The sequence below is a fragment of the Curtobacterium sp. LFS079 genome (genome assembly GCF_047977865.1).
Classification (GTDB): domain Bacteria; phylum Actinomycetota; class Actinomycetes; order Actinomycetales; family Micrococcaceae; genus Arthrobacter.
Genome location: NZ_JBFPFO010000003.1, coordinates 428,599 through 450,160 on the forward strand (window position 1 = coordinate 428,599; position 21,562 = coordinate 450,160).

The following is a 21,562-nucleotide window of genomic DNA, read 5'->3' on the forward strand; positions in this document are numbered from 1 at the left end:
ACAGGCGTGGCCGGGTTCGGCTGGATGGATTTCGGGAGCAGGGAGTCGCGGCCGGCGGCGGCTAGCCGTCCGAACCGGCGGGCGTCGTCGTTGGCGTGTAGCCCTCGAGCTTGAGCGCCGCCTCCGCGTACTTGGTGGTGAACGTGTCGGCGAAGGTGATCTTGGACGCGTCCACGCCGTTCTGCTTCTCCATCGCGAAGATCGTCTTGGGGCCGCCTGCCGGCATCAGGCCGTCGGGCAGGAACTGCGCCTTGTCCGTATCCAGGGCCTTGACGTACTGGTCCTTGGAGATGGTGCTGTTCTGGACGAAGGAGGAGGGCAGCTTGTCCGCGATGTCGGCCGCCGAGTGCGTGCTGATCCAGTGCATGGTGTCCACGAGGGCGTTCACGACCTTCTGGGCCGCATCCTCGTGGGTCTTGACCCAGTCGGCCTGGACGAGGACGCTCGCAGCGGGCCACGCGCCGCCGAGTGCCGCTTTGGCGCCGTCCGCCGTGGCGAGGTCGATCGCGGAGACGGCAAGGTTCTTGCTTTCCAGCGCGCCGACGGTGGGCTGCGTGGTCATGACGCAGTCGGCCGAGCCGCGCTGGATTGCAGCGATCGCAGTGGCTCCGGCGCCCACGGCGATGGTGTGGTAGTCGCTCTTGGTGACGCCGGCCTTGGCAGCGATGAACTGGGTGAGTTCATCGGTCCCGGAGCCAAGGTCTGTCACGCCAACAGTCTTGCCCCTGAGGTCTGCCGCGGAGTGGACGTTTGCGTTGGGGCTGCACATGATGCGCTCACCCGGAGCACCGGAGAGCTGCACGAGGTCGACGACCTTCTTGCCTTTGGACTGGAAGTCGACCGTGTGGATGTACCAGGCGCCGGCCATGTCCACCTGGCCCGAGGCCATTGCTTCCTCTGCGCCGACGCCGCCGTGCTGCTCGGTGGAGAGCTCCATCTTCACGCCGTACTTCTTGTAGAAGCCGAGGCTTTCCGCGAGCTGGAAGGGCAGGTAGATCTGCTTGTCGATGCCGCCCACCATGAGCTTGACGGTGGGCATGCTCGCCGTGTCGGCAGACGCGCTGCTGTTCGATCCGGCGTTGCTTGCGGCGGAACCTGCCGAGGTGCTGCCGCCACAGGCAGCGAGGCTGAGCGCAACCGCTCCCAGAGCGGCGGCGGCGTAGAACTTGTGCTTCATCATCGGGGCACTTTTCCTTTTTCTTCGTGGATGTTGGGGGTGGAGTTCGGGGTTGTCAGATGGCGTGGGCCTCGGAGCGGTTTGGCGGCCGCCACTTGAGGAGGGTGTGTTCCAGCAGGCTGATCAGGTATTCGGCGGCGAGCGTGATCGCGGCGATGATCACCATGCATGCGAAGACGGTGTTGGGGTCGAAGGTGCCCTGGGCCTGGCTGATGATCAGGCCGATGCCCTGTTGGGCGCCAAGCACCTCCGCGACGAGTGCGCCGATGATGGCGAAACCGAAAGCCGTGTGGAGGCTCGCGATGATCCATGTCATGGCCGACGGGATGGTCACGTGGATGGCCACCTGGACCGGCGAAGCACCCAGGACCCGGACGTTCGCGACGAGGTTCTGGTCCACCTCGCGCACGCCCTGGAACGCGTTGAAGAAGACCACGAAGAAGACCAGCACCGCGGCCAGCAGCACCTTCGGGAAGACGCCCAGGCCGAAGGCCACAATGAAGATCGATCCGAGCACGATGCGGGGAATCGAGTTCACGATCCTGATGTAGGGGCCGACGACGGCCGAAAGATACTTGTTCGACCCCAGCAGGATGCCGAGCACCACGCCCACCAGCGTGCCGAGCAGGAAGCCCAGGCACGCCTCCTGCATGGTGATCCAGAGGTTCTCCCAGATGGTGCCGAACGCAGTTCCCTCCGTGAAGAGCCTCACGAGGCTGTTCCAGATTTCGCTGGGCTGGCCGAAGAAGAACTTGTCGACCCAGCCCTCACCGGTGAACCATTGCCATCCGCCGACCACTGCCACGGCGAGGACCGCGCGGCCCACCCAGATCGCCGTCGTCCGGCGGCGGTGCGCCCTCCGTCCGGACTGTGCGGCCGTGCCGGACTGCTGTTGCTGCTTCGGTTTCACGGTTTCTCCTTGCACAAGAGTCGTCATGCCGCTGCACCCGCCGTCTTGGCGTAGGCGCGCGTGACTTCGTCCTTGAGCGATTCCCAGATCTGGCCCTGCAGTTCCAGGAAGCGCTCCTCGTGCCGGATCTCCTGGACGTTTCCGCGCGGCCGCGGCAGGTCAATGTCGAATACGTCCTTGACCGTTCCAGGGCTGCTGGTCATGATCACTACCCGGTCGGAGAGCGCCACGGCCTCGTCGAGGTCGTGCGTGATAAACAGGACCGAAGGCCGCAGTTCCTCCCAGAGCTTGAGCAGTTCGTTCTGCATGATGGCTTTGGTCTGCACGTCGAGGGCGCCGAACGGCTCGTCCATAAGCAGGATCCTCGGATTGTTGATAAGGGCCGCGGCCATGGCCACGCGCTTGCGCATTCCGCCGGAGAGCTGGTGCGGGTACCGGTCCTCGAATCCGGCCAGCCCCACGCGCCTGATCCAGTCCCGTGCGAGCAGCGTGGCCTCGCGCTTCGGGGTTCCCAGCAGGACCGGACCCATCATCACGTTGTTGAGGACGCTCTTCCAGGGAAAGAGTGCATCTGCCTGGAACATGTAGCTGACGCCGTCGGTGATGCCCTCGACGAGGTTGCCGCCGACCCGCACGGAACCCTCGCTGGGACGCTCCAAGCCGGAGACCTGGGCCAGCGTGGTGGATTTGCCGCAGCCTGTGGGGCCGACGATCGAACAGAACTGTCCGGGCTCGACGGAAAGTGCCACGTCGCGGATCGCGGTGAACGTCTCGCCTTTCGGCGTGAGGTAGCGCTTGGTCAGCCCGGCTATTTCAATGCCGGCGTCGTTGCCGGCGTCCGCTGGCGGGCGGATGCGTTGGGTTACACCCATGGCGTAAACCTCTCTGTTGGAATGGCGCCCGGCCCTCATTTGCGGCGACGCCTTTGTCTGATGGATCCTTGAGCCATGTCTCGCAACCATTGGTGTTTGTGACATGGATCATGATCTGTGCACCTACCGTAGGAAGGACCGCCACAGCACAGCCACGCTTGCGTGCCTTGTGAGGGTTGTTAGCCTTCATTCACGTTTTGCGCATTCTGATCGGTCGCCGATCGGCGGGCTTTCGAGGCGTCACTCCAGCCAGGGCCGGCAGTGAGTGCGAAAGCATGGTGGGCGGCGCGGCCCCTCGCGTCGCAGATCCTGGTGTGGACGCTGGTGCTGATTGTCCTCACGGTGGCCCTTGGCAGTCTGGTGACCAACCGCATCACCAGCCAGGTCCTCGACGAGCAGTTCCGCTTGCGTGCCTTGGGCGTCGCCGAGTCGGTGGCGCAGATGCCCGGGGTTGCCACCGGGGTGGTCTCCGGTGATCCGGGCCACCAGATCCAGGGCATCGCCGAACGGGTGCGAACGAAGGCCCGGACGGACTATGTGGTGGTCACGGACCGGGACGGGGTCCGTTTCTCCCACCCCACACCGTCGCTCATTGGAAAACGGCTCGAAGAGCCGGTGGCCGTACTCGACGGGCAGGCGCATCTGGGCACCGACCACGGCAGCCTGGGTGACTCCGCCAATGCCAAGGCGCCCATCCTGGACGCGGCGGGGAACGTCGTCGGGCAGGTTTCGGTGGGCATCCTCGAGACCACGGTCGGCGTGGAACTGGAACGGGACGCCGGGATCGTCGGCGGCTCCTCGGTCCTAGTCCTCCTCATCGGCGGTGCCGGTTCCTTCGTGCTGGCACGGGCCATCAAGCGCGCGACGTTCGGGCTCGAGCCTGCGGAGATCGCCTCGCTCCTGCAGGAGCGGGAGGCGCTGTTGCACGGCATCCGTGAGGGCATGGTGGGAATCGACGACGGCGGCCGCGTCACCGTGATCAACGGCGAAGCCCGCCGCCTGCTGCGCCTTGAGAACACGCCCTTGGACCGTCCGATCGATAAGTTAATCCCGGCGGGGCGGCTGCGCGACGTCCTCACCGGTGATGCCCCGGGCGCGGACCAGACGGTCATCACCGACGACTCCCTGCTCGTGGCCAACCGCATGCCCGTGAGCGTGGGCGGCCGGAGCGTGGGCGCCGTCGTCACCCTGCGCGACCGTACCGAAGTGGAGGCGCTGGTGCGGGATCTTCGTGCGCTGGAGGGGCTCATGGCGGCCTTGCGCGCGCAGGAGCACGAGTACGCCAACCGCATGCATACTGTGGGCGCCCTTCTCCACCTGGGCGACATCGAGCAGGCGCGCACCTTCGTCTCGGGCATCGCGGACACCTCGCGCTCCTTGGGGGAGGGGCTGCGCTCGCGGATCGAGCCGCCCGAACTCGCGGCGCTGATCTATGCGAAGATCACCGTGGCTGCCGAGCAGGACGTGCACGTAGCCGTCTCCGAGGAGTCGCACCTCCGTGAACCGGCCCTGGGGACGCAGGACCTCCTGACGATCGTGGGGAACCTTTTGGACAACGCTGTCGATGCCGTGTCCGAGCTGCCGGGGCCGCGCGAAGTGACGCTTACCCTGGATGACTCCGAAGGCGTTTTCGTCTCGGTGACCGACAGCGGACCGGGCGTGCCCGCGTCGGCGGTGGACGACGTCGTTCGCGATGGCTACACGACGAAGGCCGAACGGCCAGGTGACGTCGGGGGCCCGGCGCTGCGGCGCGGCATTGGCCTGGCACTTGTGGCGAGGATCGTGCGCCGCGCGGGCGGCACGATGGACGTGTTTGCGGGGCCGGGGGGACGGTTCGAAGTGTGGATTCCAACGAGCGGGGCGGCAGGATGATCCGGGTGCTCGTCGTCGACGACGACTACCGCGTGGCGCGGCTCCATGCCGCCCAGGTGGCCCGGGTTCCGGGCTATGAGTGCGTTGGCGAGGCGCACACGGCTGCCGAAGCGCGGGCGGCTGTCGCATCGAAGCGGCTGGACCTGCTGCTCCTGGACGTCTACTTGCCCGATGAGGACGGCATCTCGCTGCTGCAGTCGCTGCGCGAGGCAGGCGAGGACGTGGATGTCATCATCATCACCGCGGCGCGCGACGTGAAGACTGTGCGCGCGGCGATGCGCGGCGGCGCGGTGTACTACCTCGTGAAACCGTTCGGGTTCGAGCAGCTCGCCGAGCAGCTGCGGGCCTACCAAAAGTGGCGCACGGACGCGGAGTCGCGGCGGATCACAGGGCAGCCGGACGTGGACGCGCTGTTCGCCTCGCGGCGGGCAGCTCCGGCAGCCGGTCCCGGCTCCGGCTCCGCCCGGCGCCTCCCGCCGACCATGCAGAAGGTCCTCGACGCCGTCGTCACCGCCAACCGTCCCCTGGGGGCGCAGGAAGTGTCAGATCTCATCGGCATCTCGCGGCCCACGGCCCAGCGCTACCTGAGCGAACTCGAACGGAAGAACCGTGTGACCTTGCACCTCGAGTACGGCACCACCGGGCGCCCGGTCAACACCTACGTGCCGGCGGAGTCCAAATAGCCCAGCCAGGATTCGCGCGAACGTACAGTTGCTGCCCTTAAATCCGCGAAGACGGGGCATTATCTGTACGTTCGCGCAAGTCAAGCAAAGGGAAACTCTCATTTGTACGGCGGCTGCTTCTTTCACATAGGATGCCGTGTGCCCTCCGGGCGCTGCACTCCCCAAAGAAAGAAGTACCCATGCCAGCCGAGACCCCCGGCACACAAAGCCACGGACCCAAGAAGCTCCGGTCCAGGCACGTCACCATGATCACCCTTGGTGGCATCATCGGTTCCAGCCTCTTCGTCGGCTCCGCCAACGTGATCCACGCGGTGGGTCCCGCCGCCGTCATCTCGTACCTGATCGGCGGCCTGCTGGTCTTCCTGGCCATGCGCATGCTGGGCGAAATGGCAGCGGCCCGCCCCGCCGTCGGCTCCTTCATGGAGTACGCCCGTGTCAGCCTCGGGGACTGGGCCGGCTACTTCGTGGGCTGGCTCTATTGGTACTTCTGGGTGGGCGTAATTGCCTACGAAGCCGTGGTGGGCGGGTCCATCCTGCACGGCTGGGTGCCCTCGATCCCGCAGTGGATCTTCTCCGTCCTGCTGCTCCTGGTCTTCACCGGAGCCAACCTGGTGTCCTTGCGTTCCTTCGGCGAGACCGAGTTCTGGCTGGCCAGCATCAAGGTGGCGGCCATCGTGGTCTTCCTGGTGGTGGGCGTGCTCTTTGCGCTTGGCCTGTGGCCCAATGCCCAGTTCGCCATCCCGAACCTGTGGGAACACGGCGGCTTCATGCCCGAAGGCTTCGGTGCGGTAATCGGCGGCGTGGCGATCGTGATCTTCTCCTACTTCGGCACGGAAATCGCCGTCATGGCCGCCTCTGAATCGGAGGACCCGGCCAAGGGCGTCCGCCAGGCCACCAGCACCGTGATCTGGCGGATCCTGATCTTCTTCGTCGGCGCGGTCCTCCTCATCGTCACCGTCGTCCCGTGGAACCAGCTGCCCGATCCCAAGGACAAGGCCCCGTTTGCCTACCTCTTCAGCCTCTACGGACTGCCCGGCGCCGACATCGTGATGAGCGCCGTCATCCTCACCGCAGTGTGCTCGGTGCTGAACTCCGGCCTGTACTCGGCCGCCCGCATGTTCTCCTCGATCGCCGGGCAGGGCTACGCGCCGAAGATCATCGCCCGCAAGTCGTCCACCGGCATCCCGGTTGCCGCCGTCATCGCTTCAACGCTGGGCGGGTACGCCGCCGTCATCATCAACTTCGCCGCACCGGATTCGGGCATCTTCGACTTCATCATGAACTCTGCCGGCCTGGTGGCACTGTTCGTCTACGCCTTCATCGCCCTGACCCAGCTGCGCAGCCGGGCACGCATGACTCCGGAGGAAACCGCGGCCCTGAAGCTGCGCATGTGGCTGCACCCCTGGCTGGGCATCCTGGTGATAGCGGCCGTGCTGGGCATCGTGGTGGTCATGCTGTTCTCCGGCGACTCCGGCCGCACCCAGGTGTGGACCTCGCTGGTGTCCGTGGCGGTGCTGGCCCTGTTCTGGCCGCTGGTGAACAAGAAGCTCAAGGCCCGCCGCGCCGCGTCGAAGGCGGGCGAAGAAGCGGGCGACGAGGCAGTGGAGGTCTCCGCTTCCTGAGCCGTGAGCTGCAGGCCCGCGCCACCCACAGGGAGGGCGCGGGCCCCCTTGCGTTGTAGGCGAAATTGCAAGCAAACCGCACCCCAAACGTGACCGTCCGGGCATGGTCTTCCGGTACCTGTCCTGCTTGACTGGGCGTGCCAACGGAGGCAATCAGCCGACGGAGGCAATCAGCCGACGGAGGCAATCAAGGGGGACGCCATGAATCTCACGTACCTTGTCCGCGCAACGGCGATCGGCGCCGTCGTGGCCCTCGCCGCCTGCTCAGCGCCGCCGTCGCCGCCGGTATCCGCTCCGGCCCCCGCACTGCTGAAGGCCGACGTCGAAAGGGTTGCCGTCCGCGGTTCGGCATACCCGAAGGAGCTTGCGGCCTACCGGCAGGCGGCCCTGAGACTCGGCGAAAAGCTGCTGGCCGACGGCGGCGAGGAACCCAATGGGAACGTCGTCTCCTCGCCCGGGAGCCTGCTGATCGCCCTGTCGATGCTGCGGGCCGGCGCGTCCGGACCCACCGCCGCCGAAATGGACAAGGTGCTCGGGCTGCCGTCGGAAAACAGGGACGAAGCAATGAACGCATTGCTCGCCTCCCTGCAAAAGTTCGACGGCGATCCCGCCTCGGTGGACGAGAAGAACCCGCCGCGCACGCCGGTGGTGCATGTTGCCAACGGCCTCTTCATCGACAAGGCCACGCCCACCGGCAAGGCCTACCTGGATACCCTGGCCAAGCATTACGGCACCGGCGTGTACCCCGTGGACTTCCGGAATGCCGGGGTGACCGGGCCCGCCATCGACGCCTGGGTGGACAAGAACACCGGCGGCCGCATCAAGAAGGCCCCGGTGAAATTCAACCCGGACGACACCTTCAGCCTGCTGAACGCGGTGTACTTCGCCAGCGCCTGGAAGGTCGCGTTCGCTACGGCGAACACCGCGGATCGGCCGTTCACCAAGGCCGGCGCAGAACTCATCAACGTGCCCACCATGTCCAGCTCCTCCAGCGTGGCGTATGCGAAGGGCAACGGCTGGCAGGCAGTAGACCTGCCCTACGCTGAGGGGTTCGTGATGCGGCTGGTGCTTCCGGACACCTCGGCAGGCGCGCCGCATGACGCCCTCGACGCCGGGACGCTGGCCCAGGTGGCGGAGGCACTTGGGCAGGCCACGCCGTCGACAATGGAGATCAAACTGCCGAAGTGGGACCACAAGAGCAATTTCGACCTCAGCAAGATGCTGCAGGGGATGGGACTGACGAAGACCTTCCGGACGCTTACTGACTTCGACGCCATCCAGCCCGGCTTGACCCTTACCGCCGCCGCGCAGGCAGCCAACATCACGGTGGCCGAGAAGGGCACAATTGCAGCGGCCGTCACCCAGATCAACGCGGAAGCCGTCGCGGCGCCAGCGCGCAGCATCAGCTTCGACCACCCGTTCCTCTACCAGATCGTGCACACGGAGACGGGCCTGCCCTTGTTCATGGGCGAGGTGGCAGACCCGCGGTAAGCGGGACCCAGGGATGGGCTCAGCCGTGCAGGGCGCGGTACGCCCGCTCCGCCGCGGGGTGCAGGGGAATGCCGGCGGTGTTGATCAGGGTGTCCGGGCTGAGGAACTGCACCCCGGCGCTGGTCTGCGGAACAAGTTCGCCGGCGCGGGTGACCAGCAGTTCCACGGTGCGCTCCACTGTGCGGTCGTCCAGATCCCGGCGGCACAGCAGCAGGTTGGCCACGCCCACCGTCCACACCGCCGGTGCACCCTCGTAGCTGTTCCCAGGGATGAGGACGCGGTCGTAGAAGGGGCCGAAGCCTGCGCGCATCGGGCGGATCAGTGCCGAGAGATCGAGGAACGCCAGGCCGAGTTCCTTGTTCAGCGCCGCGATGGCTGCGGTAGGTACGCCGCCTGACCAGAACAAGGCATCCACGGTTCCGCTCCGCAGCGCGGCGAGGCCCGTGTTCAGCCCGAGGCTGTTTTCCTTGGGCGGGTGCTTCGCGAATGCGCCCCGCCCGTCGCCGGCCCCGAACGTCTCCAGGATCCTGCGCGCAGTCAAGGAGGTGCCGGAACGGGCCTCGCCCGTGCCGACCGTCCGGCCCGCGAGCTCGCCGAGGCTTCGGATCCCGCTGTCCTTGCGGACGATGCAGTGCACGTAGTTTTCGTAAACCTTCCCGACGGCGGCCATCGGCGCTGCGGCACCGCTTGCCGTAGCGCCTGTGGCAGCGTCGGACGCGGCGTCCGCCAGTGCGATCGCAAAGGTCGCTTTGCCGGCGCGGAGCAGTTCCAGGTTTTCCAGGCTGCCTCCGGTGGTGAGCGGTTCGGCCTTTCCGGCCACGCCCTCCCGCTGCAGGGCACCGGCCAGCAGGGTGGCGAACTCGAGGTAGAAACCTCCGCTTTCGCCGCCGGCGACGGTGATGCTTTGCGGTCCGCTGCCCGGGGTGCACGCCGCAATCAAGGGCACCGACAGCCCGGCGAGCCCTGCGGAGAGGCCTGCCTTCAGCGCGGATTTCAGCACGGCCCGGCGGGGCAAGTCCATTGCCGGCTCAGCCATCGCCTGCCCCCGGACTTGATCGGGCCGTGCCCGCGGCGGGGAACTCCAGCCGTGCCCGCAGCCCGCCGCCCGGGTTCTCCTCCAGCACCAGCCGGCCGCCGTTGGCCTTCGCCAGCCGGTCCACGATCGTCATGCCCAGCCCCGTGCCGCGGATCGCCTGGTGTTCCGGCGACCGCCAGAAACGCGAGGTGGCAGCAGCCCGGCCTTCGGCAGGCAGGCCGGGACCGCCGTCGGACACTTCGATTGAGATCGCACCGTCCCGCCCGCGGAGGGCCACCGTAACCTTCGTTCCGGGGGCGTACTTGATGGCGTTGGTGAGGAGCTCGTCCACCATGTGCGCCAGCTCGCCGGGCTTGCAATGCAGCCGCACGCCGGGCCCGCCTTCCAAAAGAAGGACGACGCCGGCGGCCTCCGCGGCGGGCCGCGCGCGGTCCGTCTCCTCCTGGAGCACCGCGAAGGGATCGATGTCCGGGACCTCCGCGTCCGGGTCGGCGGTAACAGCGCCCTCCGACGCGCGGTGTTCGGCCGACGCGAGCCGCAGCACGCCGTCGAGGATTTCCTCCACCCGTTCAAGCTCGGCGGTGACGTCCGTGGCGGCGGCCTGCTCTTCCGCCGAGCGGAGCTTGAGCTGCAGGAGGTCCAGCCGCAGCCGGAGGGCGCCGACGGGGTTCCGCAGCTGGTGCGAGGTATCGGCGATCAGCAGGCGCTGCGACTCCATGCTCTCGCTCACGGTCTGCGCCATCCTGCTGAAGCTGCGGCTCAACTCCCTCAGCTCTGGAGGGCCCGCCTCGGGAAGCCGCGCGGTCTTCCCGCGGGCAGCGAGTTCCTGCGCCGCAGAGTTCAGCCGGTGCACCGGACGCAGCACCCAGGCGGTCACGCGGGCGGCACCGAGCAGGAGCAGCAGCCAGAGCAGCACGGCCCCGAGGCCCACCAAAAGGTACCGTTCGAGCAGTTTCTGCCGGGCGGCGTCGAGCTTTACCTCCAGCACCGCCTCGCCGAGCACCTGGCTCGCCGGCCCGAAGGAACGCGAGATGAACGCCGGGCCTGAGCCGAACGCCTGCACGGGCGGCAGAGTGGTGTTGCTGAGGTTCAGGCTGGCCTGCGCGACGGCGCTGCGCACTTCCGGCCGGTCATCGCCGAGCCCGCCGGACCGCAGCGTCCCGGACGGCAAACGAATGAGCACTCCTTCTCCGTACAACCCGGAGTAGCGTTCCATTTCGCCTTGGAGCTGGCTGGAATCGCCATCGAGGGCGGCGTCGTAGGCGAGCTGGGCGAAGCGGTTGAGCGCGGACACCCGGTTGATCTGCACTTCCTGGGCCAGCTCGCGGCTGGCCGAGCTCAGGATCGCCGCGGCGACCACCACCACCAGGAGCGCGGCCAGCACCCCCAGAGTGCCCAGGACCCGCAGCCTCATGCCGGTTCCGCCTCGATGCGGTAGCCCACACCCCGCACGTTGATGATGAAGCCGGGCAGCCCCAGTTTGGAACGCAGCCCGGTCAGGTGGACGTCCAGCGAGCGGGAGGACGCGAGGAACGCGTCGCCCCAGAGGGCGTCGAGGATCTGTTCGCGGGTCACCACCGAACCCGCGTTCCGGGCGAGCAGCGCCAGCAGGTCGAACTCCGTGGCGGTCAGCTGCAGTTCCCGGGAGCCGACGACGGCGACCCGGCGGTCGAGGTCGACGTCGAGTTCTCCGACCACGAGGGAATGCGGACGGCTGCCGGCCGCTTTGGCGACCCGCCGGGTGACGGCCTCGATGCGGGCGAGCAGTTCGACGAGTTTCACGGGTTTCACGAGGTAGTCGTCGGCGCCAGAGCGGAGTCCCAGGACTACGCTGCGTTCGTCGTCCCGGGCCGTGAGGATCAGGATGGGGGAGTCGGTCACCTGGCGGAGCTTGCGCAGCAGGTCCAGCCCGTCGATGTCGGGGAGGCCGAGGTCCATGAGAATCACTTCGTAGTCGCGGTGGGCCAGGATGGCGTCCGCGCCGCGGGCCACCCGGCGCGGTTTGTGCCCGGCGGAGACGACGGCCGCGAGCAGTGCCGATGCCATCGCATCGTCGTCTTCGACGATCAGCACACGCATTGCCTTGGTCCTCTGCTGTTCGGTCCTCTGCTGTTCGGTCCCGCGGATTCCGCCGCATGGTGGTCCGTTTGGACCTTACCGCCTCCACGGGTTTTTCGCTCCCGGGTCGATGCTTTCGGCGATCCCGGCCGATTCCTAAGGAAGTGTTAGGAAATGCCGCCCGGCGTGGATGTGCCCGGAATCACGCACTAGCTTTGCGGTTGGACTTATGCAGTAAAACGCGCCGACGGTGGCGCACACGCAAGGAAGGTTCACCGATGAACACTCAGCAATCAGCGTCCCCAAGCGAGTCGGCCCAGACCCGCCGGGCCGTGGGCAATATCCTCAAAGGCTCCGCGGGCAACCTGGTGGAGTGGTACGACCTGTACGTCTACACGGTCTTCGCCGCCTACTTCCAGGCGCACTTCTTCAACTCCAAGGACGAGCTGCAGGCCGGGCTCGAAGCGATGGCCGTCTTCTCGACGTCGTTCCTCATGCGGCCCATCGGCAGCTGGTTCTTCGGCCGCTACGCCGACCGCAAGGGCCGCAAGGCCGCGCTGACGCTCAGCGTGACCATGATGTCCATCGGTTCCTTCGCCATCGCGATCCTGCCCACCACAAAGGAAATCGGCATCTGGGCCCTGGTCCTGCTGATCTTCATCCGGGTGCTGCAGGGCTTCTCGGTCGGCGGCGAATACGGCACCAGCGCCACCTACATGTCCGAGGCCGCCACCGCCAAGCGCCGCGGCTTCTTCTCCAGCTTCCAGTACGTCACCCTGGTGGGCGGGCAGATGCTGGCCCTGCTGGTGCTGGTGATCCTGCAGAACACCATGGCCAAGGAGGCCCTGACCGGCTGGGGCTGGCGCATTCCGTTCGCGATCGGCGGCGTGGCAGCGCTGGTGGTGCTGTGGCTGCGGCGCTCCATGGAGGAGACGGTCTCGGCGGACCAGATCCGTGCCGCCCACGTCCGGGTTCCCGGAGAGGCGCAGCCGGGCACCATGAAGCTGCTGTTCACCAAGTACTGGAAGCCCCTGCTGATCTGCATCGGCGTCACCATGGGCGGCACCATGGCGTTCTACACCTACACCAACTTCATCCTGAAGTTCATGAACGATACCTCCGGCATCGCCAAGACGGACACCTCGGTGATCAACTTCTGGGCGCTGTTCATCTTCATGCTGCTCCAGCCGGTCTATGGCCTGATCTCGGACAAGATCGGCCGCAAGCCGCTGCTCGTCTGGTTCGGTGTGACCGGTGTCCTCTTCACTTGGCCGCTGCTCTCCACCCTGGCCGGCACCAAGGATCCCTTCACAGCGTTCCTGCTGATGATGGGCGGGCTGCTGATTGTCGGCGGCTACACCTCCATCAACGCCCTGGTGAAGGCCGAGCTCTTCCCCGCATCGATCCGTGCCTTGGGCGTAGGCCTGGGCTACGCGATCGCCAACTCGCTCTTCGGCGGCACGGTGCCGCTGATCGGGGCCGCGTTCCAGAAGGCAGGGCGCGAAGACCTCTTCTTCACCTACGTGACCGTGGCGATCTTCCTGTCCCTGCTGGTCTACATCTTTGCCCTGAAGAACAAGAAGGCCACGCACCTGGACGCCGAGCAGGGCGGCGCGTTCGACAAGAAGGAACTCATCGACGCCTAGCCCTTTTCATGGGAGCTCCCCGTTGTGAGGCCCGCTTTACGTCCTTTGCCGCGGCGAAAGGACGTAAAGCGGGCCTCACACGTTAGGTGTTACGAGTAGTACCGCGCGAGCGTTTCGGCCTTGAACTCGAAGAAGTCCCCGGATTCGATGGCCTGGCGGGCGTCGTCCACCATCCTGACAACGAAACGTTCGTTGTGGATGGAGATCAGCGTGGCCGAGAGCATTTCCTTGGCCTTGTACAGGTGGTGGATGTAGGCCCTGGAATAGTTCAGGCAGGTGTAGCAGTCGCAGCCGTCCTGCAGAGGCCCGAAGTCGGCCTTGTACTTCGCGCCGGAGAGGTTGAAGCGGCCGTCCGCCGTGTAGAACGCCGAGTTGCGGGCCACCCGGGTGGGGGAGACGCAGTCGAAGGTGTCCGCGCCGTTTTCGATTGCCGTGAAGATGTCGTCCGGTTCAGAGATGCCCAGCAGGTGCCGCGGCTTGTTTTCCGGCAGCTCCTCGTTGCACCAGCGCACAATCGTGCCCAGGTTTTCCTTCTCCAGCGCGCCGCCGATTCCGAAGCCGTCGAAGTCCATCGCCCCAAGGTCCCGGCAGGCCTTGCGGCGCAGGTCCTCGTACTGGGCGCCCTGGATGACGCCGAACAGGGCCTGGTACGGTTTCCCCGCCCGGGAAAGAGTGAGCCGACGGTGCTCGGTGACGCAGCGTTCGGCCCAGCGCCGGGTGCGCTCCAAGGATTCTTCCTGGTAGGCGCGGGAATTCTGCAGGGTGGTCAGCTCGTCGAAGGCGAACATGATGTCCGCGCCGATCTGGTGCTGCACCCGCATGGAGATCTCCGGCGAGAAGCGGTGCCTGTCCCCGTTCAGGTGCGACTTGAACCAGACGCCTTCCTCGTCCACGTGGGCCAGGCGTTCCTTTCCGGGCGCCACGGCATCGTCCGGGCCGGAAGCGTCCACGGATTTCATGTCGATGACCTTCTTGAAGCCCGAGCCCAGGCTCATCACCTGGAAGCCGCCGGAGTCCGTGAAGGTGGGCCCGTCCCAGTTCATGAACGCGCCGAGGCCCCCGGCGGCGTCGAGGATTTCCGGGCCCGGTTGCAGGTACAGGTGGTAGGCGTTGGACAGGACGGCCTGTGCACCGAAGCCACGGATGGACTCGGGCAGCACGGCCTTCACCGTGGCTTTGGTCCCGACGGCGATGAACGCGGGCGTCTGGATGGTCCCGTGCGGCGTGGTGATGGTTCCGGTGCGGCCAAGGAATTCGCCTCCGTTGCCGTCCCGCTGCCCGGCCGTTGGCACGCAGCTCTCGGCAAGGCGCGTCCGCACCGAGAACGAGAACTCGGACTGGCGCTCCGCGAAGGGCAGGGGGGAACCGGCAACGGCGTGGGTATCAGGCAGGACGGAATCGGCTGGCACCGTTACAGTCTGCCAGCCGATTGCCGTGTAACGTCAGTGCGCGGGTACCTCTGTGGGGTACTTCTCAGCCTTCCAGCCGTCCCAGTGGGAGCGGACCGACTCGAGCTGTTGCGCCCCGAGATCGTAGGTGGACGCGATCACCATGGCGCCGCCGTCGGGCCTCTTCTCCGGGATGGCCTGCTGTTCGGCCACGATCAGCAGCCCCTCGCCGTGTTCGGCGTAACTGTGCACGGTGACCCCCACCTGGTGCCTGCTGCGGAACCACACCCTGCCGGAGATCGCCTCGCCGGTAGGCAGGGTCAGTTCGTATTCTTCGCCCGGTGCCGGCAGTTCGTTCAGGCCCAGCCTTTCGATGGCCGATCCGCCGCCCGGCAAGGAGACGAAATGCGTGCGCCGGTGCCCGTGCGGGTGCCGTTCCAGCGCGAAACGCAGCTGCTGGAGGAACGTCAGCCAGCCCTGGGTGATGTCCTCGTCCCACTCGGCCCACTCCGAATTGTGGTCCAGCGCGGCCCGGGTGACCCGCACCTCGGTGCCGCCGGTGACCGGGTGCAGCTCGAAGACGTCCCCGCCATTCACGGTGAGGCTCGTATGGTCAGGGCCCTCGACCACGTTGGAGCTGAAATAGATCTGGTTGATTTCTTCACTGAGATCGTCGGCTTCCCAGCCGTGCCACTGGGCTACCCGCGATGGTTCGCGCAGCATGGTCCAAACTTGCTGCGCGTCGGCATTAACCACAACGCTCAGATTGTTCGTCATGGCCCCGAATCTACTCCCGTTCGGGTGGCGGCAACAGCCTTGACAGCACAGCTGCCGGGCTGGTGGGGACTAGGCGCGGACCGCTTCGAGCTCGCTGGCCAGGCGGTGGTCCAGTTCGCTGATCCGCAGGGTCTCCGAACCGCCGTGGGCGCGCAGGAAGAGCAGCGACTCGAAGCGCAGCAGCCGCCATTCGCGTTCGGCATCGTGGTTGCCGTTGTCGATGGAGCGGAAGATTTCCTTGTCGTACAGGTTCGGTTCGTTGAGCGCTCGCTGGCGGACCCGCGCGGCGATCCTGGCCCGGAACGGATCGGTCTCCAGGGAATCCGGGGCCTGCAGCAGCTGGGCGTAGACGCCGGCACGTTCCTCCTGCCCGAGTTCCCGGCAGATGAAGCTGGACAGCGCCAGGGCACGTTCCACCGAGGCCCAGCGGTCCCGGTTGCCGTCAAAGGGCAGCACATTCAGCAGGTCGGCGACGGCGAGGGCGTTGTCCGGATCGCGGAGCTGGATGAAGAGGTCGTGCGCGAGGTCGCTGATGTCGCGCAGGCAGCTGCCGGACTTGGTGTTGACGCCCTTGACCAGGCGTTCGCTCAGCACCGCGACGCCGTTGCGCCCCGGGTGTGCCTCGGCTGCGGCGGCGATCACGGCCTCCGGGGTGCCGGACGGTGCGGGGATCAGTGCCAGCTGGGCCGCGGTCGGCGCGTTCGACGGGGGAGTGGCAGGAAGCGGCGGGACGACGACGGCGGGTGCGGCCGCCGTCGGGAGCTCGCCGGAAGGTGCGGGGTCCCCGGAAATCCCGCTGCCGGCGTCGGGCGCCTCACCGGCGGGTTTCTCAACGGCGGGTTGCTCGGTGCCGGGTTTTGCAGTGCCGGGTTCGCCCACGGGGACGGCGGAGGAAAAGGCGATGCGGACGCGGCCGCCGTCGGCGGTGGTCACGAGGACGAGGGCGGGCACGCCGAAGTCGTCGTATTCGAGCTCGATCCCGGTGATCTCTTCCGCGGGGCCGTTGCCCGGGAGGAAGACGTAATCACCGGGCTGCAGGGCCCCGGCCTGCTTTTCACGGTATTGCTGATCGGCCGGGCTGTGGGTCATCGCCAAAAATCCTTTGCTTGGGGTCCGCCCACCAGTCTATAGAACGGGCGGGCCCGGGCGCGGGAGGCTTTCCGGGTATGTGGAAAGGCGCAGTCCCGGCTAGATGCCGACCCCGGCGAACGCGAGGGCCTGGCGCACCAAGTTGCCGCGGCCGCCGTCGAACTCCTGCTGGACTTCCTCGCTGAGCACTTCATCCGGGGTCATCCAGGTCAGCTCGAGAGCATCCTGGCGCGGGTCGCACTCGCCGGTCACCGGGATCACGTAGACCAGGGACACCGCGTGCTGGCGGTCGTCCGTGAACCCGGTCTGGGAAGGTGCGGGGAAGTACTCGGCCACGGTGAACGGCACGGGGCTGATGGGCAGCTGCGGGAAGGCCAGCGGGCCGAGGTCCTTTTCAATGTGGCGCAGCAACGCGGCCCGGATGGTCTCGCGGTACAGAACGCGGCCGGAAACGAGGTAGCGCACCATGTTGCCGTCGGCGTCGCCCTGCAGGAGCGTTCCCACCTCGTTGACGAACCCCAGCGGATCCAGCCGGACCGGAACCGCTTCCACATAGACCATGGGGAGGCGGCCGCGCGCCTCGAACAGGTCCTCGGGGGACAGCCAGCCGGGGTTGGGATCGGGGGTGCGCAGGTTCATGGTTAAGTTCTACCGTATCCGCCGCCCGGCAGGCCGTGTTTGGCTGCTGGCCCTGCCAAAACGGCAGGGCTCAGACCTGGGTGGACAGTTCGTGCCGGGTGAGGCTCAGGTACAGCTTCCCTTCTTCGACGCGGCTGATGGTGTCCGCGGCCGCGTAGGTGTCGCCGGCCAGGAAGCCGCGGGAATCGATCTTGATGTAGCCGGAGTGGAACAGCCGCCGCGCCATCAGCTCAGGGACTTTCGGTTCCCTGCCGAAGACGGAGTTCAGCCCGAGCGTGAGCAAGTCCGGCTCGGATCCGACGACGGCTTCTTCGAAGATCTCCGCCTTTTCGTTGGGCGGAACGACTTCCTCCACCCTGCCGATGACTTTCCCCGAGCCATCAACCACCTGCATCCCCTTGGAAATGGAATCCAGTATCCCCACGGTGTCCTCCTCTGCTGCCCGCATGGCATCCTGCGCCATGGTTGCCACGGGGCGCCCCAGACATCCGGAGGTGCCGCACCATGGACATTTTCATTACGGCACCGTCGCGCCGGATGGTCAAGGGGCGGTTTCGGGTCCGTTGGTTCAGCTCACGTCGAGAACAATTGCCAGGGTCCCTCCGCCGGGCGGACCCTGCTGAACGCCACCGGCGGAGATCCAGATCATGTTGTCCTGGAGCATGGCAGAGAACGCGCTTGCGACGACGGTCTTGAGGCTTTTGACGTAGCTCGGGTCCTCGGTGACCAGCCGACGGCCACGAAGCTTTCCGTCGACCGGTTCCTGGTACTTGATGTACGTCGCGACGATTCGGGACGAAACGTGGGGCGGCAGCGGGCCATCGCCCACGGGAATGCCGGCGTTGCGAACGGCCCGGGAAACGGCGCCGACGTCGAGCAGGTCCTCGAACACGGCGCGTCCGACGCGCAAACGGCCTCCCGCGCCCTGCCGGTTTCCGATCACCATCAGGTGCGACTTCGGCCCGGTGCCGCCAATCCCTTCCCACGCGTTCGATGACACCGCGACCCTGTCGGACCAGAGGGCGGGGTTCGTGCCGATGTCGTCGGGGTGGGGGTAGGGGGCGCCGTCGACGGCCACCTTCACTCCGTGGGCGATGCTGCCGCTGGACAGCCGGAAGATCTCCTGGGCAGTGAACTCCGGGATCGGCTTTCCGGAGGCTCGTGCGGCCGCCATGTCCTCCGGAGCCGGGTAGTACGACTTCCCGATGACGAACTCGACGTCGGCAGGGCTCATCCCTGCGTCCTCGGCCGCATCCGAAACCGCCTGTGCGTTGGCCTTCACGTGCCGTGCGGTGCCTATCCACTCCGGCAGGATCGTCTCGGAAGCCGCCTTGCCGAACGCCAGGCGCGGCAAGCCGTCGCCGGCGGGTGCCGCCGTCGTCCGGGTGAAGACGACAATGTGGGGGGTCATGATCGTTCCCACGCCTGCGCTGAAAGCCATCGGTACGGCCTCGACTTCCGCCGCTGAGCGGGTGCCATGCTCAAGCAAGAACCGACGGACCGCCTGATCGGCATCGACGCGGCTCGCATCATAATTGCTGCCCCAGCCCGCCGTCTTTCCCGTGACGGCCACGATGTCGTCAGCTCGCAGGCGTCCCTCCCGCACCAGTGCGGTCAGTCCTGAGACGTCGCGGGTATGACCCATGGGCGCGCGAAACGCGTCAACCGACAATGGGGCTCCATCCTCGTACATGGGGACACCTTTCCGCCGTGGGGCCCGCGTCGTCTCGGCATGGACTTATCAGGGTGTGAAAAACATACTCCAAGATGCGGAAATTTGGAAGATGCTTGAGGGCTGGTCGGCCTGGCTTCAGAGCCTCAGCGGCCGCCCGGCCCCTGCCGGACCACGAGCTCACCGCCGTCCGGCGTCGCCACCAGCAGCGCCCCGCCTTCGTCCCGGACCGGAACGCCTGCGCCGGCGAGCCGCTCCCGCAAACCCTCCAGGCCGGCGTCGTACTCGAATTCGAGGCCGCCGCTCTGCGTCCGCGGAGCGGAGCGGACGGCCAGGATCCCGCCGTTCTTGGTGCTGAAGTCCGCCCCGTCCGGGGTTTCCAGGCGGGGCCGGGCGCCGATGTTGCGCAGTTCCTGCGCGGCCCTTTCGACGCCGGGCGTCAGCCAGATCCCGACGACGGCCAGCGCCGGGTCCGCGTCCGCGCACACGGCGCCGTGTGCGGCTTTGTCCGCGAGGAACGTGAAGCCGTCCTCCGCCGTGACCTGCACGGTGGTCCCGTGCGGGGCGTCGATGACCTCGGCCCGGGTGCCGTCCGCCATGGTGCGGCGGGCGAACTCGGCGAGGTCACCCACCTCGACGCTGAAGACGGTGGTGCCGCCCCCGCCCGAATCCGCCGTGGTCCGGTCTTCCGAGACCCGGTGCAGGGCGAGACGGCCGGAGCCGGCGTCGAACTCGCGCCGGTCGCCGTCGTCCACGGTCTTGATCATGCCCAGGGCGGCCAGCAGGGGCTCCCAGGCGTCGGGACGGGCGGTGAAATGGATGGGTCGGACACGAAGCATGGCTTCAGCCTACGCGCGGCGGGCTTCCGTGCAGGAGGCGACGGGGCAGAATGGGCGCATGGCCGTTGAACTCGAAGAACTGCTGGTCAAGGACGCCGCGGAATGGCGAGCCTGGCTGGAGGCGAACCACAGCAGCAGCCCTGGCGTCTGGCTGGTCCTGCACAAGAAGGGCGGCAGCGTCACCGAGCTCGACTACGACGCCGCCCTGGACGAGGCGCTCTGCTTCGGCTGGATCGACGGGCAGGCGAGGCGGCGCGACGCGGAAAGTACCTTCCAGCGCATGACCCGGCGCGGCCCGCGCAGCCCCTGGTCGGAGCGGAACACCGGCCACATCGCCCGCCTGGAAGCCGCCGGAAAGATGCACGACGCCGGCCGGGCCGCCGTCGAAGCCGCCAAGGCCGACGGCCGCTGGGACAAAGCCTATTCAGGGCAGGCGGGCGCGGAAGTTCCGTCCGACCTCGCCCAAGCGATCGCCGCCGTTCCGGAGGCGCAGGCCATGTTCGACGTCCTCACCTCCGTGAACCGCTACGCGCTGATTTACCGGACCAACTCCGTCAAACGGGCCGAGACCCGGGCCCGGAAGATCGCCGGCTTCGTGGAGATGCTGGCCCGGCACGAGGCGCCGTATCCGCAGAAGAAGATGCCGGAGACGCCGCCGCGCCCATAGTTATTGCAGGCTCGCCGCCGCCTCGAGTGCCATCCACGCCTGCAGCTGGGTGGAAAGCTCGACGGCGGAGCCCGCCGGGTACGTTTCGTTCGCCGGGCGCAGGGGGTCGCTGGAGAAGACGGGAGTTCCGGGGGCTCTTTCCGTTCGGCCGTTCCACAGGGCTTCCGCCGTATCGAGCACCATTGCCCGGGCCGCCTTCTTTGCGTCCTGCGGCAGGTGCCCGTCGGCTGCGGCGAGGGCCAGGTAACGGAGCAGGATCCCGGTGAAAAGGCCGCCGTCGCCGTGGCCGTGGCACCTTAAAACGCTGGTTCCCTGGAATGTCAGCTGCCGGGCGACGGCGTCGATGAGCGCTGCGGCGCGGCGCAGGTTCTCCTCGCCGCCGAGTTCCAGCATGGCGCCGAGCACGGGGCCCTGGTTGTAGCTGTAGATGTCGGCCACGAGCGCGGCGTTCGGGCCGTGGATCCGCAGGCCGTCCAGGTAGAGACCCTTTTCCGTGTCGAAGAGTCGGGCATTGAGCCAGTCCAGGAGCCGCTGTGCCTGTTCCGGCCGGCCCGTGCGTGCGTAGTAGAGGGCGACGGGCGCGGTGGCCGGGGTGTTCTTGAAGTCGCGTGTGGTGTTCCAGAAGATGCCGCCACCCAGGTCATCCGTGGAGGCGGAATCGAACTGCAGGGTAAGGCTTTCGCGGACCCTTGCGTTGCGGCGGCGGCCTGGTTTCCGTGTGGCTTCCGCCAACTCCTCAAGGCGCAGGGTGGCCAGGGCGAGCCAGGCCATGTCGTCGAAGTAGCTGTTGACGAAGCGCAGGAAGTTCCGCAGCCGGACGGTGGTGACCAGCCGCGAGGCCAGGCGCCCGGCACTCGGACGGGAGGCGCCGTCGAACTTCACCCCGGAGGCGAGCTCGCGGCGGCCGGTATCGACCAGGCAGTCCACGTAGTGGGCCTGCCACCAGTAGTTCCACGGCTTCAGGACTACATCGAGGGGCCGCTGCGGCTTGGCGGAGGCGCCGATGTGCGTGCCGGGGAGGAAGAGCAGCCGCTTGCCGAACGTCCGGGTGACGGAGCGCGCGGCTTGATCGGCGCGGGTTGCCCGTTCCTGCGGCCTGGTCTCGGCGGACATGGTTCCAAGGG

General features: G+C 67.2%; 20 protein-coding genes. 6 read left to right on the forward strand and 14 right to left on the reverse strand.

From position 1 onward, the window contains the following. Positions 1-61 precede the first annotated feature (61 nt). The 3 genes from ACNQPB_RS07930 to ACNQPB_RS07940 are packed head-to-tail and all read right to left on the reverse strand — an operon-like array spanning position 62 to position 2,959. Entirely contained in the window at positions 62-1,180 is a 1,119-nt protein-coding gene (locus ACNQPB_RS07930) for an ABC transporter substrate-binding protein (RefSeq protein ID WP_498750584.1), read from the reverse strand. Positions 1,181-1,232: 52 nt separating this feature from the next. Then, positions 1,233-2,087, reverse strand: coding sequence for an ABC transporter permease (locus ACNQPB_RS07935; protein ID WP_498750585.1), 855 nt, complete (start codon positions 2,085-2,087; stop codon positions 1,233-1,235). 23 nt (positions 2,088-2,110) lie between these two features. Then, positions 2,111-2,959 (reverse strand): ABC transporter ATP-binding protein, encoded by an 849-nt coding sequence (locus ACNQPB_RS07940; RefSeq protein WP_498750587.1) that lies wholly within the window; start codon positions 2,957-2,959, stop codon positions 2,111-2,113. A 261-nt stretch (positions 2,960-3,220) separates the two neighbouring features. Between ACNQPB_RS07940 and ACNQPB_RS07945 the strand changes: the two genes are divergently transcribed. The 4 genes from ACNQPB_RS07945 to ACNQPB_RS07960 all read left to right on the forward strand — a co-directional run bounded on the left by ACNQPB_RS07945 (position 3,221) and on the right by ACNQPB_RS07960 (position 8,627). Next, complete coding sequence (locus ACNQPB_RS07945) at positions 3,221-4,831, forward strand: ATP-binding protein (RefSeq protein ID WP_498750589.1); 1,611 nt, start codon at positions 3,221-3,223, stop codon at positions 4,829-4,831. Beyond that, positions 4,801-5,514, forward strand: coding sequence for a response regulator (locus ACNQPB_RS07950; protein WP_498750591.1), 714 nt, complete (start codon positions 4,801-4,803; stop codon positions 5,512-5,514). Before ACNQPB_RS07945 ends, ACNQPB_RS07950 begins: the two co-directional genes overlap by 31 nt. 179 nt (positions 5,515-5,693) lie before the next feature. Beyond that, positions 5,694-7,136, forward strand: coding sequence for an amino acid permease (locus ACNQPB_RS07955; RefSeq protein ID WP_498750593.1), 1,443 nt, complete (start codon positions 5,694-5,696; stop codon positions 7,134-7,136). A gap of 201 nt (positions 7,137-7,337) precedes the next feature. After that, positions 7,338-8,627, forward strand: a complete 1,290-nt coding sequence (locus ACNQPB_RS07960; protein ID WP_498750595.1) for a serpin family protein — start codon at positions 7,338-7,340, stop codon at positions 8,625-8,627. A gap of 19 nt (positions 8,628-8,646) precedes the next feature. Here the strand turns inward: ACNQPB_RS07960 and ACNQPB_RS07965 are convergent, their stop codons facing one another. The 3 genes from ACNQPB_RS07965 to ACNQPB_RS07975 are packed head-to-tail and all read right to left on the reverse strand — an operon-like array spanning position 8,647 to position 11,742. Continuing rightward, positions 8,647-9,663: a TAXI family TRAP transporter solute-binding subunit gene (locus tag ACNQPB_RS07965; protein WP_498750596.1), complete on the reverse strand. Its 1,017-nt coding sequence runs from the start codon at positions 9,661-9,663 to the stop codon at positions 8,647-8,649. Further along, complete coding sequence (locus tag ACNQPB_RS07970; RefSeq protein ID WP_498750598.1) at positions 9,656-11,077, reverse strand: sensor histidine kinase; 1,422 nt, start codon at positions 11,075-11,077, stop codon at positions 9,656-9,658. Before ACNQPB_RS07970 ends, ACNQPB_RS07965 begins: the two co-directional genes overlap by 8 nt. Then, complete coding sequence (locus tag ACNQPB_RS07975; protein WP_498750600.1) at positions 11,074-11,742, reverse strand: response regulator transcription factor; 669 nt, start codon at positions 11,740-11,742, stop codon at positions 11,074-11,076. The genes ACNQPB_RS07970 and ACNQPB_RS07975 overlap by 4 nt, the downstream gene beginning before the upstream one ends. A gap of 257 nt (positions 11,743-11,999) precedes the next feature. Here ACNQPB_RS07975 and ACNQPB_RS07980 point away from each other — a divergent pair, with 257 nt between their 5' ends. Next, a complete protein-coding gene (locus tag ACNQPB_RS07980) occupies positions 12,000-13,367 on the forward strand; it encodes an MFS transporter (RefSeq protein WP_498750602.1) in 1,368 nt (455 codons plus the stop codon). Positions 13,368-13,456: 89 nt separating this feature from the next. Here ACNQPB_RS07980 and tgt read toward each other — a convergent pair whose 3' ends face one another. The 7 genes from tgt to ACNQPB_RS08015 all read right to left on the reverse strand — a co-directional run bounded on the left by tgt (position 13,457) and on the right by ACNQPB_RS08015 (position 19,771). Next, positions 13,457-14,758 (reverse strand): tRNA guanosine(34) transglycosylase Tgt, encoded by a 1,302-nt coding sequence (gene tgt, locus ACNQPB_RS07985; protein ID WP_498750731.1) that lies wholly within the window; start codon positions 14,756-14,758, stop codon positions 13,457-13,459. Positions 14,759-14,809: 51 nt separating this feature from the next. Next, entirely contained in the window at positions 14,810-15,532 is a 723-nt protein-coding gene (locus tag ACNQPB_RS07990) for an SRPBCC family protein (protein WP_498750604.1), read from the reverse strand. Positions 15,533-15,601: 69 nt separating this feature from the next. Next, positions 15,602-16,621 carry a DUF6707 family protein gene (locus ACNQPB_RS07995; RefSeq protein ID WP_498750606.1) on the reverse strand — a complete coding sequence of 340 codons (1,020 nt, stop codon included), beginning with the start codon at positions 16,619-16,621 and terminating at the stop codon, positions 15,602-15,604. 99 nt (positions 16,622-16,720) lie between these two features. After that, a complete protein-coding gene (locus tag ACNQPB_RS08000; RefSeq protein WP_498750608.1) occupies positions 16,721-17,260 on the reverse strand; it encodes an NUDIX hydrolase family protein in 540 nt (179 codons plus the stop codon). Positions 17,261-17,330: 70 nt separating this feature from the next. Beyond that, positions 17,331-17,732, reverse strand: coding sequence for a hypothetical protein (locus ACNQPB_RS08005; protein WP_498750610.1), 402 nt, complete (start codon positions 17,730-17,732; stop codon positions 17,331-17,333). A 96-nt stretch (positions 17,733-17,828) separates the two neighbouring features. Further along, positions 17,829-18,953: a ring-opening amidohydrolase gene (locus tag ACNQPB_RS08010; protein ID WP_498750612.1), complete on the reverse strand. Its 1,125-nt coding sequence runs from the start codon at positions 18,951-18,953 to the stop codon at positions 17,829-17,831. A gap of 125 nt (positions 18,954-19,078) precedes the next feature. Then, positions 19,079-19,771: a VOC family protein gene (locus ACNQPB_RS08015; RefSeq protein ID WP_498750613.1), complete on the reverse strand. Its 693-nt coding sequence runs from the start codon at positions 19,769-19,771 to the stop codon at positions 19,079-19,081. A 58-nt stretch (positions 19,772-19,829) separates the two neighbouring features. Here ACNQPB_RS08015 and ACNQPB_RS08020 point away from each other — a divergent pair, with 58 nt between their 5' ends. Then, positions 19,830-20,438, forward strand: coding sequence for a YdeI/OmpD-associated family protein (locus ACNQPB_RS08020; protein WP_498750615.1), 609 nt, complete (start codon positions 19,830-19,832; stop codon positions 20,436-20,438). Here the strand turns inward: ACNQPB_RS08020 and ACNQPB_RS08025 are convergent, their stop codons facing one another. Further along, positions 20,439-21,551 (reverse strand): glycoside hydrolase family 76 protein, encoded by a 1,113-nt coding sequence (locus ACNQPB_RS08025; RefSeq protein ID WP_498750617.1) that lies wholly within the window; start codon positions 21,549-21,551, stop codon positions 20,439-20,441. Between the last annotated feature and the right edge of the window lie 11 nt (positions 21,552-21,562).

What these genes read in the sequence shown, in the direction of transcription:
- ACNQPB_RS07930 (WP_498750584.1), bottom strand. Translation starts at nt 1,180, where the DNA reads ATGATGAAGCACAAGTTCTACGCCGCCGCCGCTCTGGGAGCGGTTGCG.
- ACNQPB_RS07940 (WP_498750587.1), bottom strand. Translation starts at nt 2,959, where the DNA reads ATGGGTGTAACCCAACGCATCCGCCCGCCAGCGGACGCCGGCAACGAC.
- ACNQPB_RS07955 (WP_498750593.1), top strand. Translation starts at nt 5,694, where the DNA reads ATGCCAGCCGAGACCCCCGGCACACAAAGCCACGGACCCAAGAAGCTC.
- ACNQPB_RS07960 (WP_498750595.1), top strand. Translation starts at nt 7,338, where the DNA reads ATGAATCTCACGTACCTTGTCCGCGCAACGGCGATCGGCGCCGTCGTG.
- ACNQPB_RS07965 (WP_498750596.1), bottom strand. Translation starts at nt 9,663, where the DNA reads ATGGCTGAGCCGGCAATGGACTTGCCCCGCCGGGCCGTGCTGAAATCC.
- ACNQPB_RS07970 (WP_498750598.1), bottom strand. Translation starts at nt 11,077, where the DNA reads ATGAGGCTGCGGGTCCTGGGCACTCTGGGGGTGCTGGCCGCGCTCCTG.
- ACNQPB_RS07975 (WP_498750600.1), bottom strand. Translation starts at nt 11,742, where the DNA reads ATGCGTGTGCTGATCGTCGAAGACGACGATGCGATGGCATCGGCACTG.
- ACNQPB_RS07980 (WP_498750602.1), top strand. Translation starts at nt 12,000, where the DNA reads ATGAACACTCAGCAATCAGCGTCCCCAAGCGAGTCGGCCCAGACCCGC.
- ACNQPB_RS07990 (WP_498750604.1), bottom strand. Translation starts at nt 15,532, where the DNA reads ATGACGAACAATCTGAGCGTTGTGGTTAATGCCGACGCGCAGCAAGTT.
- ACNQPB_RS07995 (WP_498750606.1), bottom strand. Translation starts at nt 16,621, where the DNA reads ATGACCCACAGCCCGGCCGATCAGCAATACCGTGAAAAGCAGGCCGGG.
- ACNQPB_RS08000 (WP_498750608.1), bottom strand. Translation starts at nt 17,260, where the DNA reads ATGAACCTGCGCACCCCCGATCCCAACCCCGGCTGGCTGTCCCCCGAG.
- ACNQPB_RS08010 (WP_498750612.1), bottom strand. Translation starts at nt 18,953, where the DNA reads ATGTACGAGGATGGAGCCCCATTGTCGGTTGACGCGTTTCGCGCGCCC.
- ACNQPB_RS08015 (WP_498750613.1), bottom strand. Translation starts at nt 19,771, where the DNA reads ATGCTTCGTGTCCGACCCATCCATTTCACCGCCCGTCCCGACGCCTGG.
- ACNQPB_RS08020 (WP_498750615.1), top strand. Translation starts at nt 19,830, where the DNA reads ATGGCCGTTGAACTCGAAGAACTGCTGGTCAAGGACGCCGCGGAATGG.
- ACNQPB_RS08025 (WP_498750617.1), bottom strand. Translation starts at nt 21,551, where the DNA reads ATGTCCGCCGAGACCAGGCCGCAGGAACGGGCAACCCGCGCCGATCAA.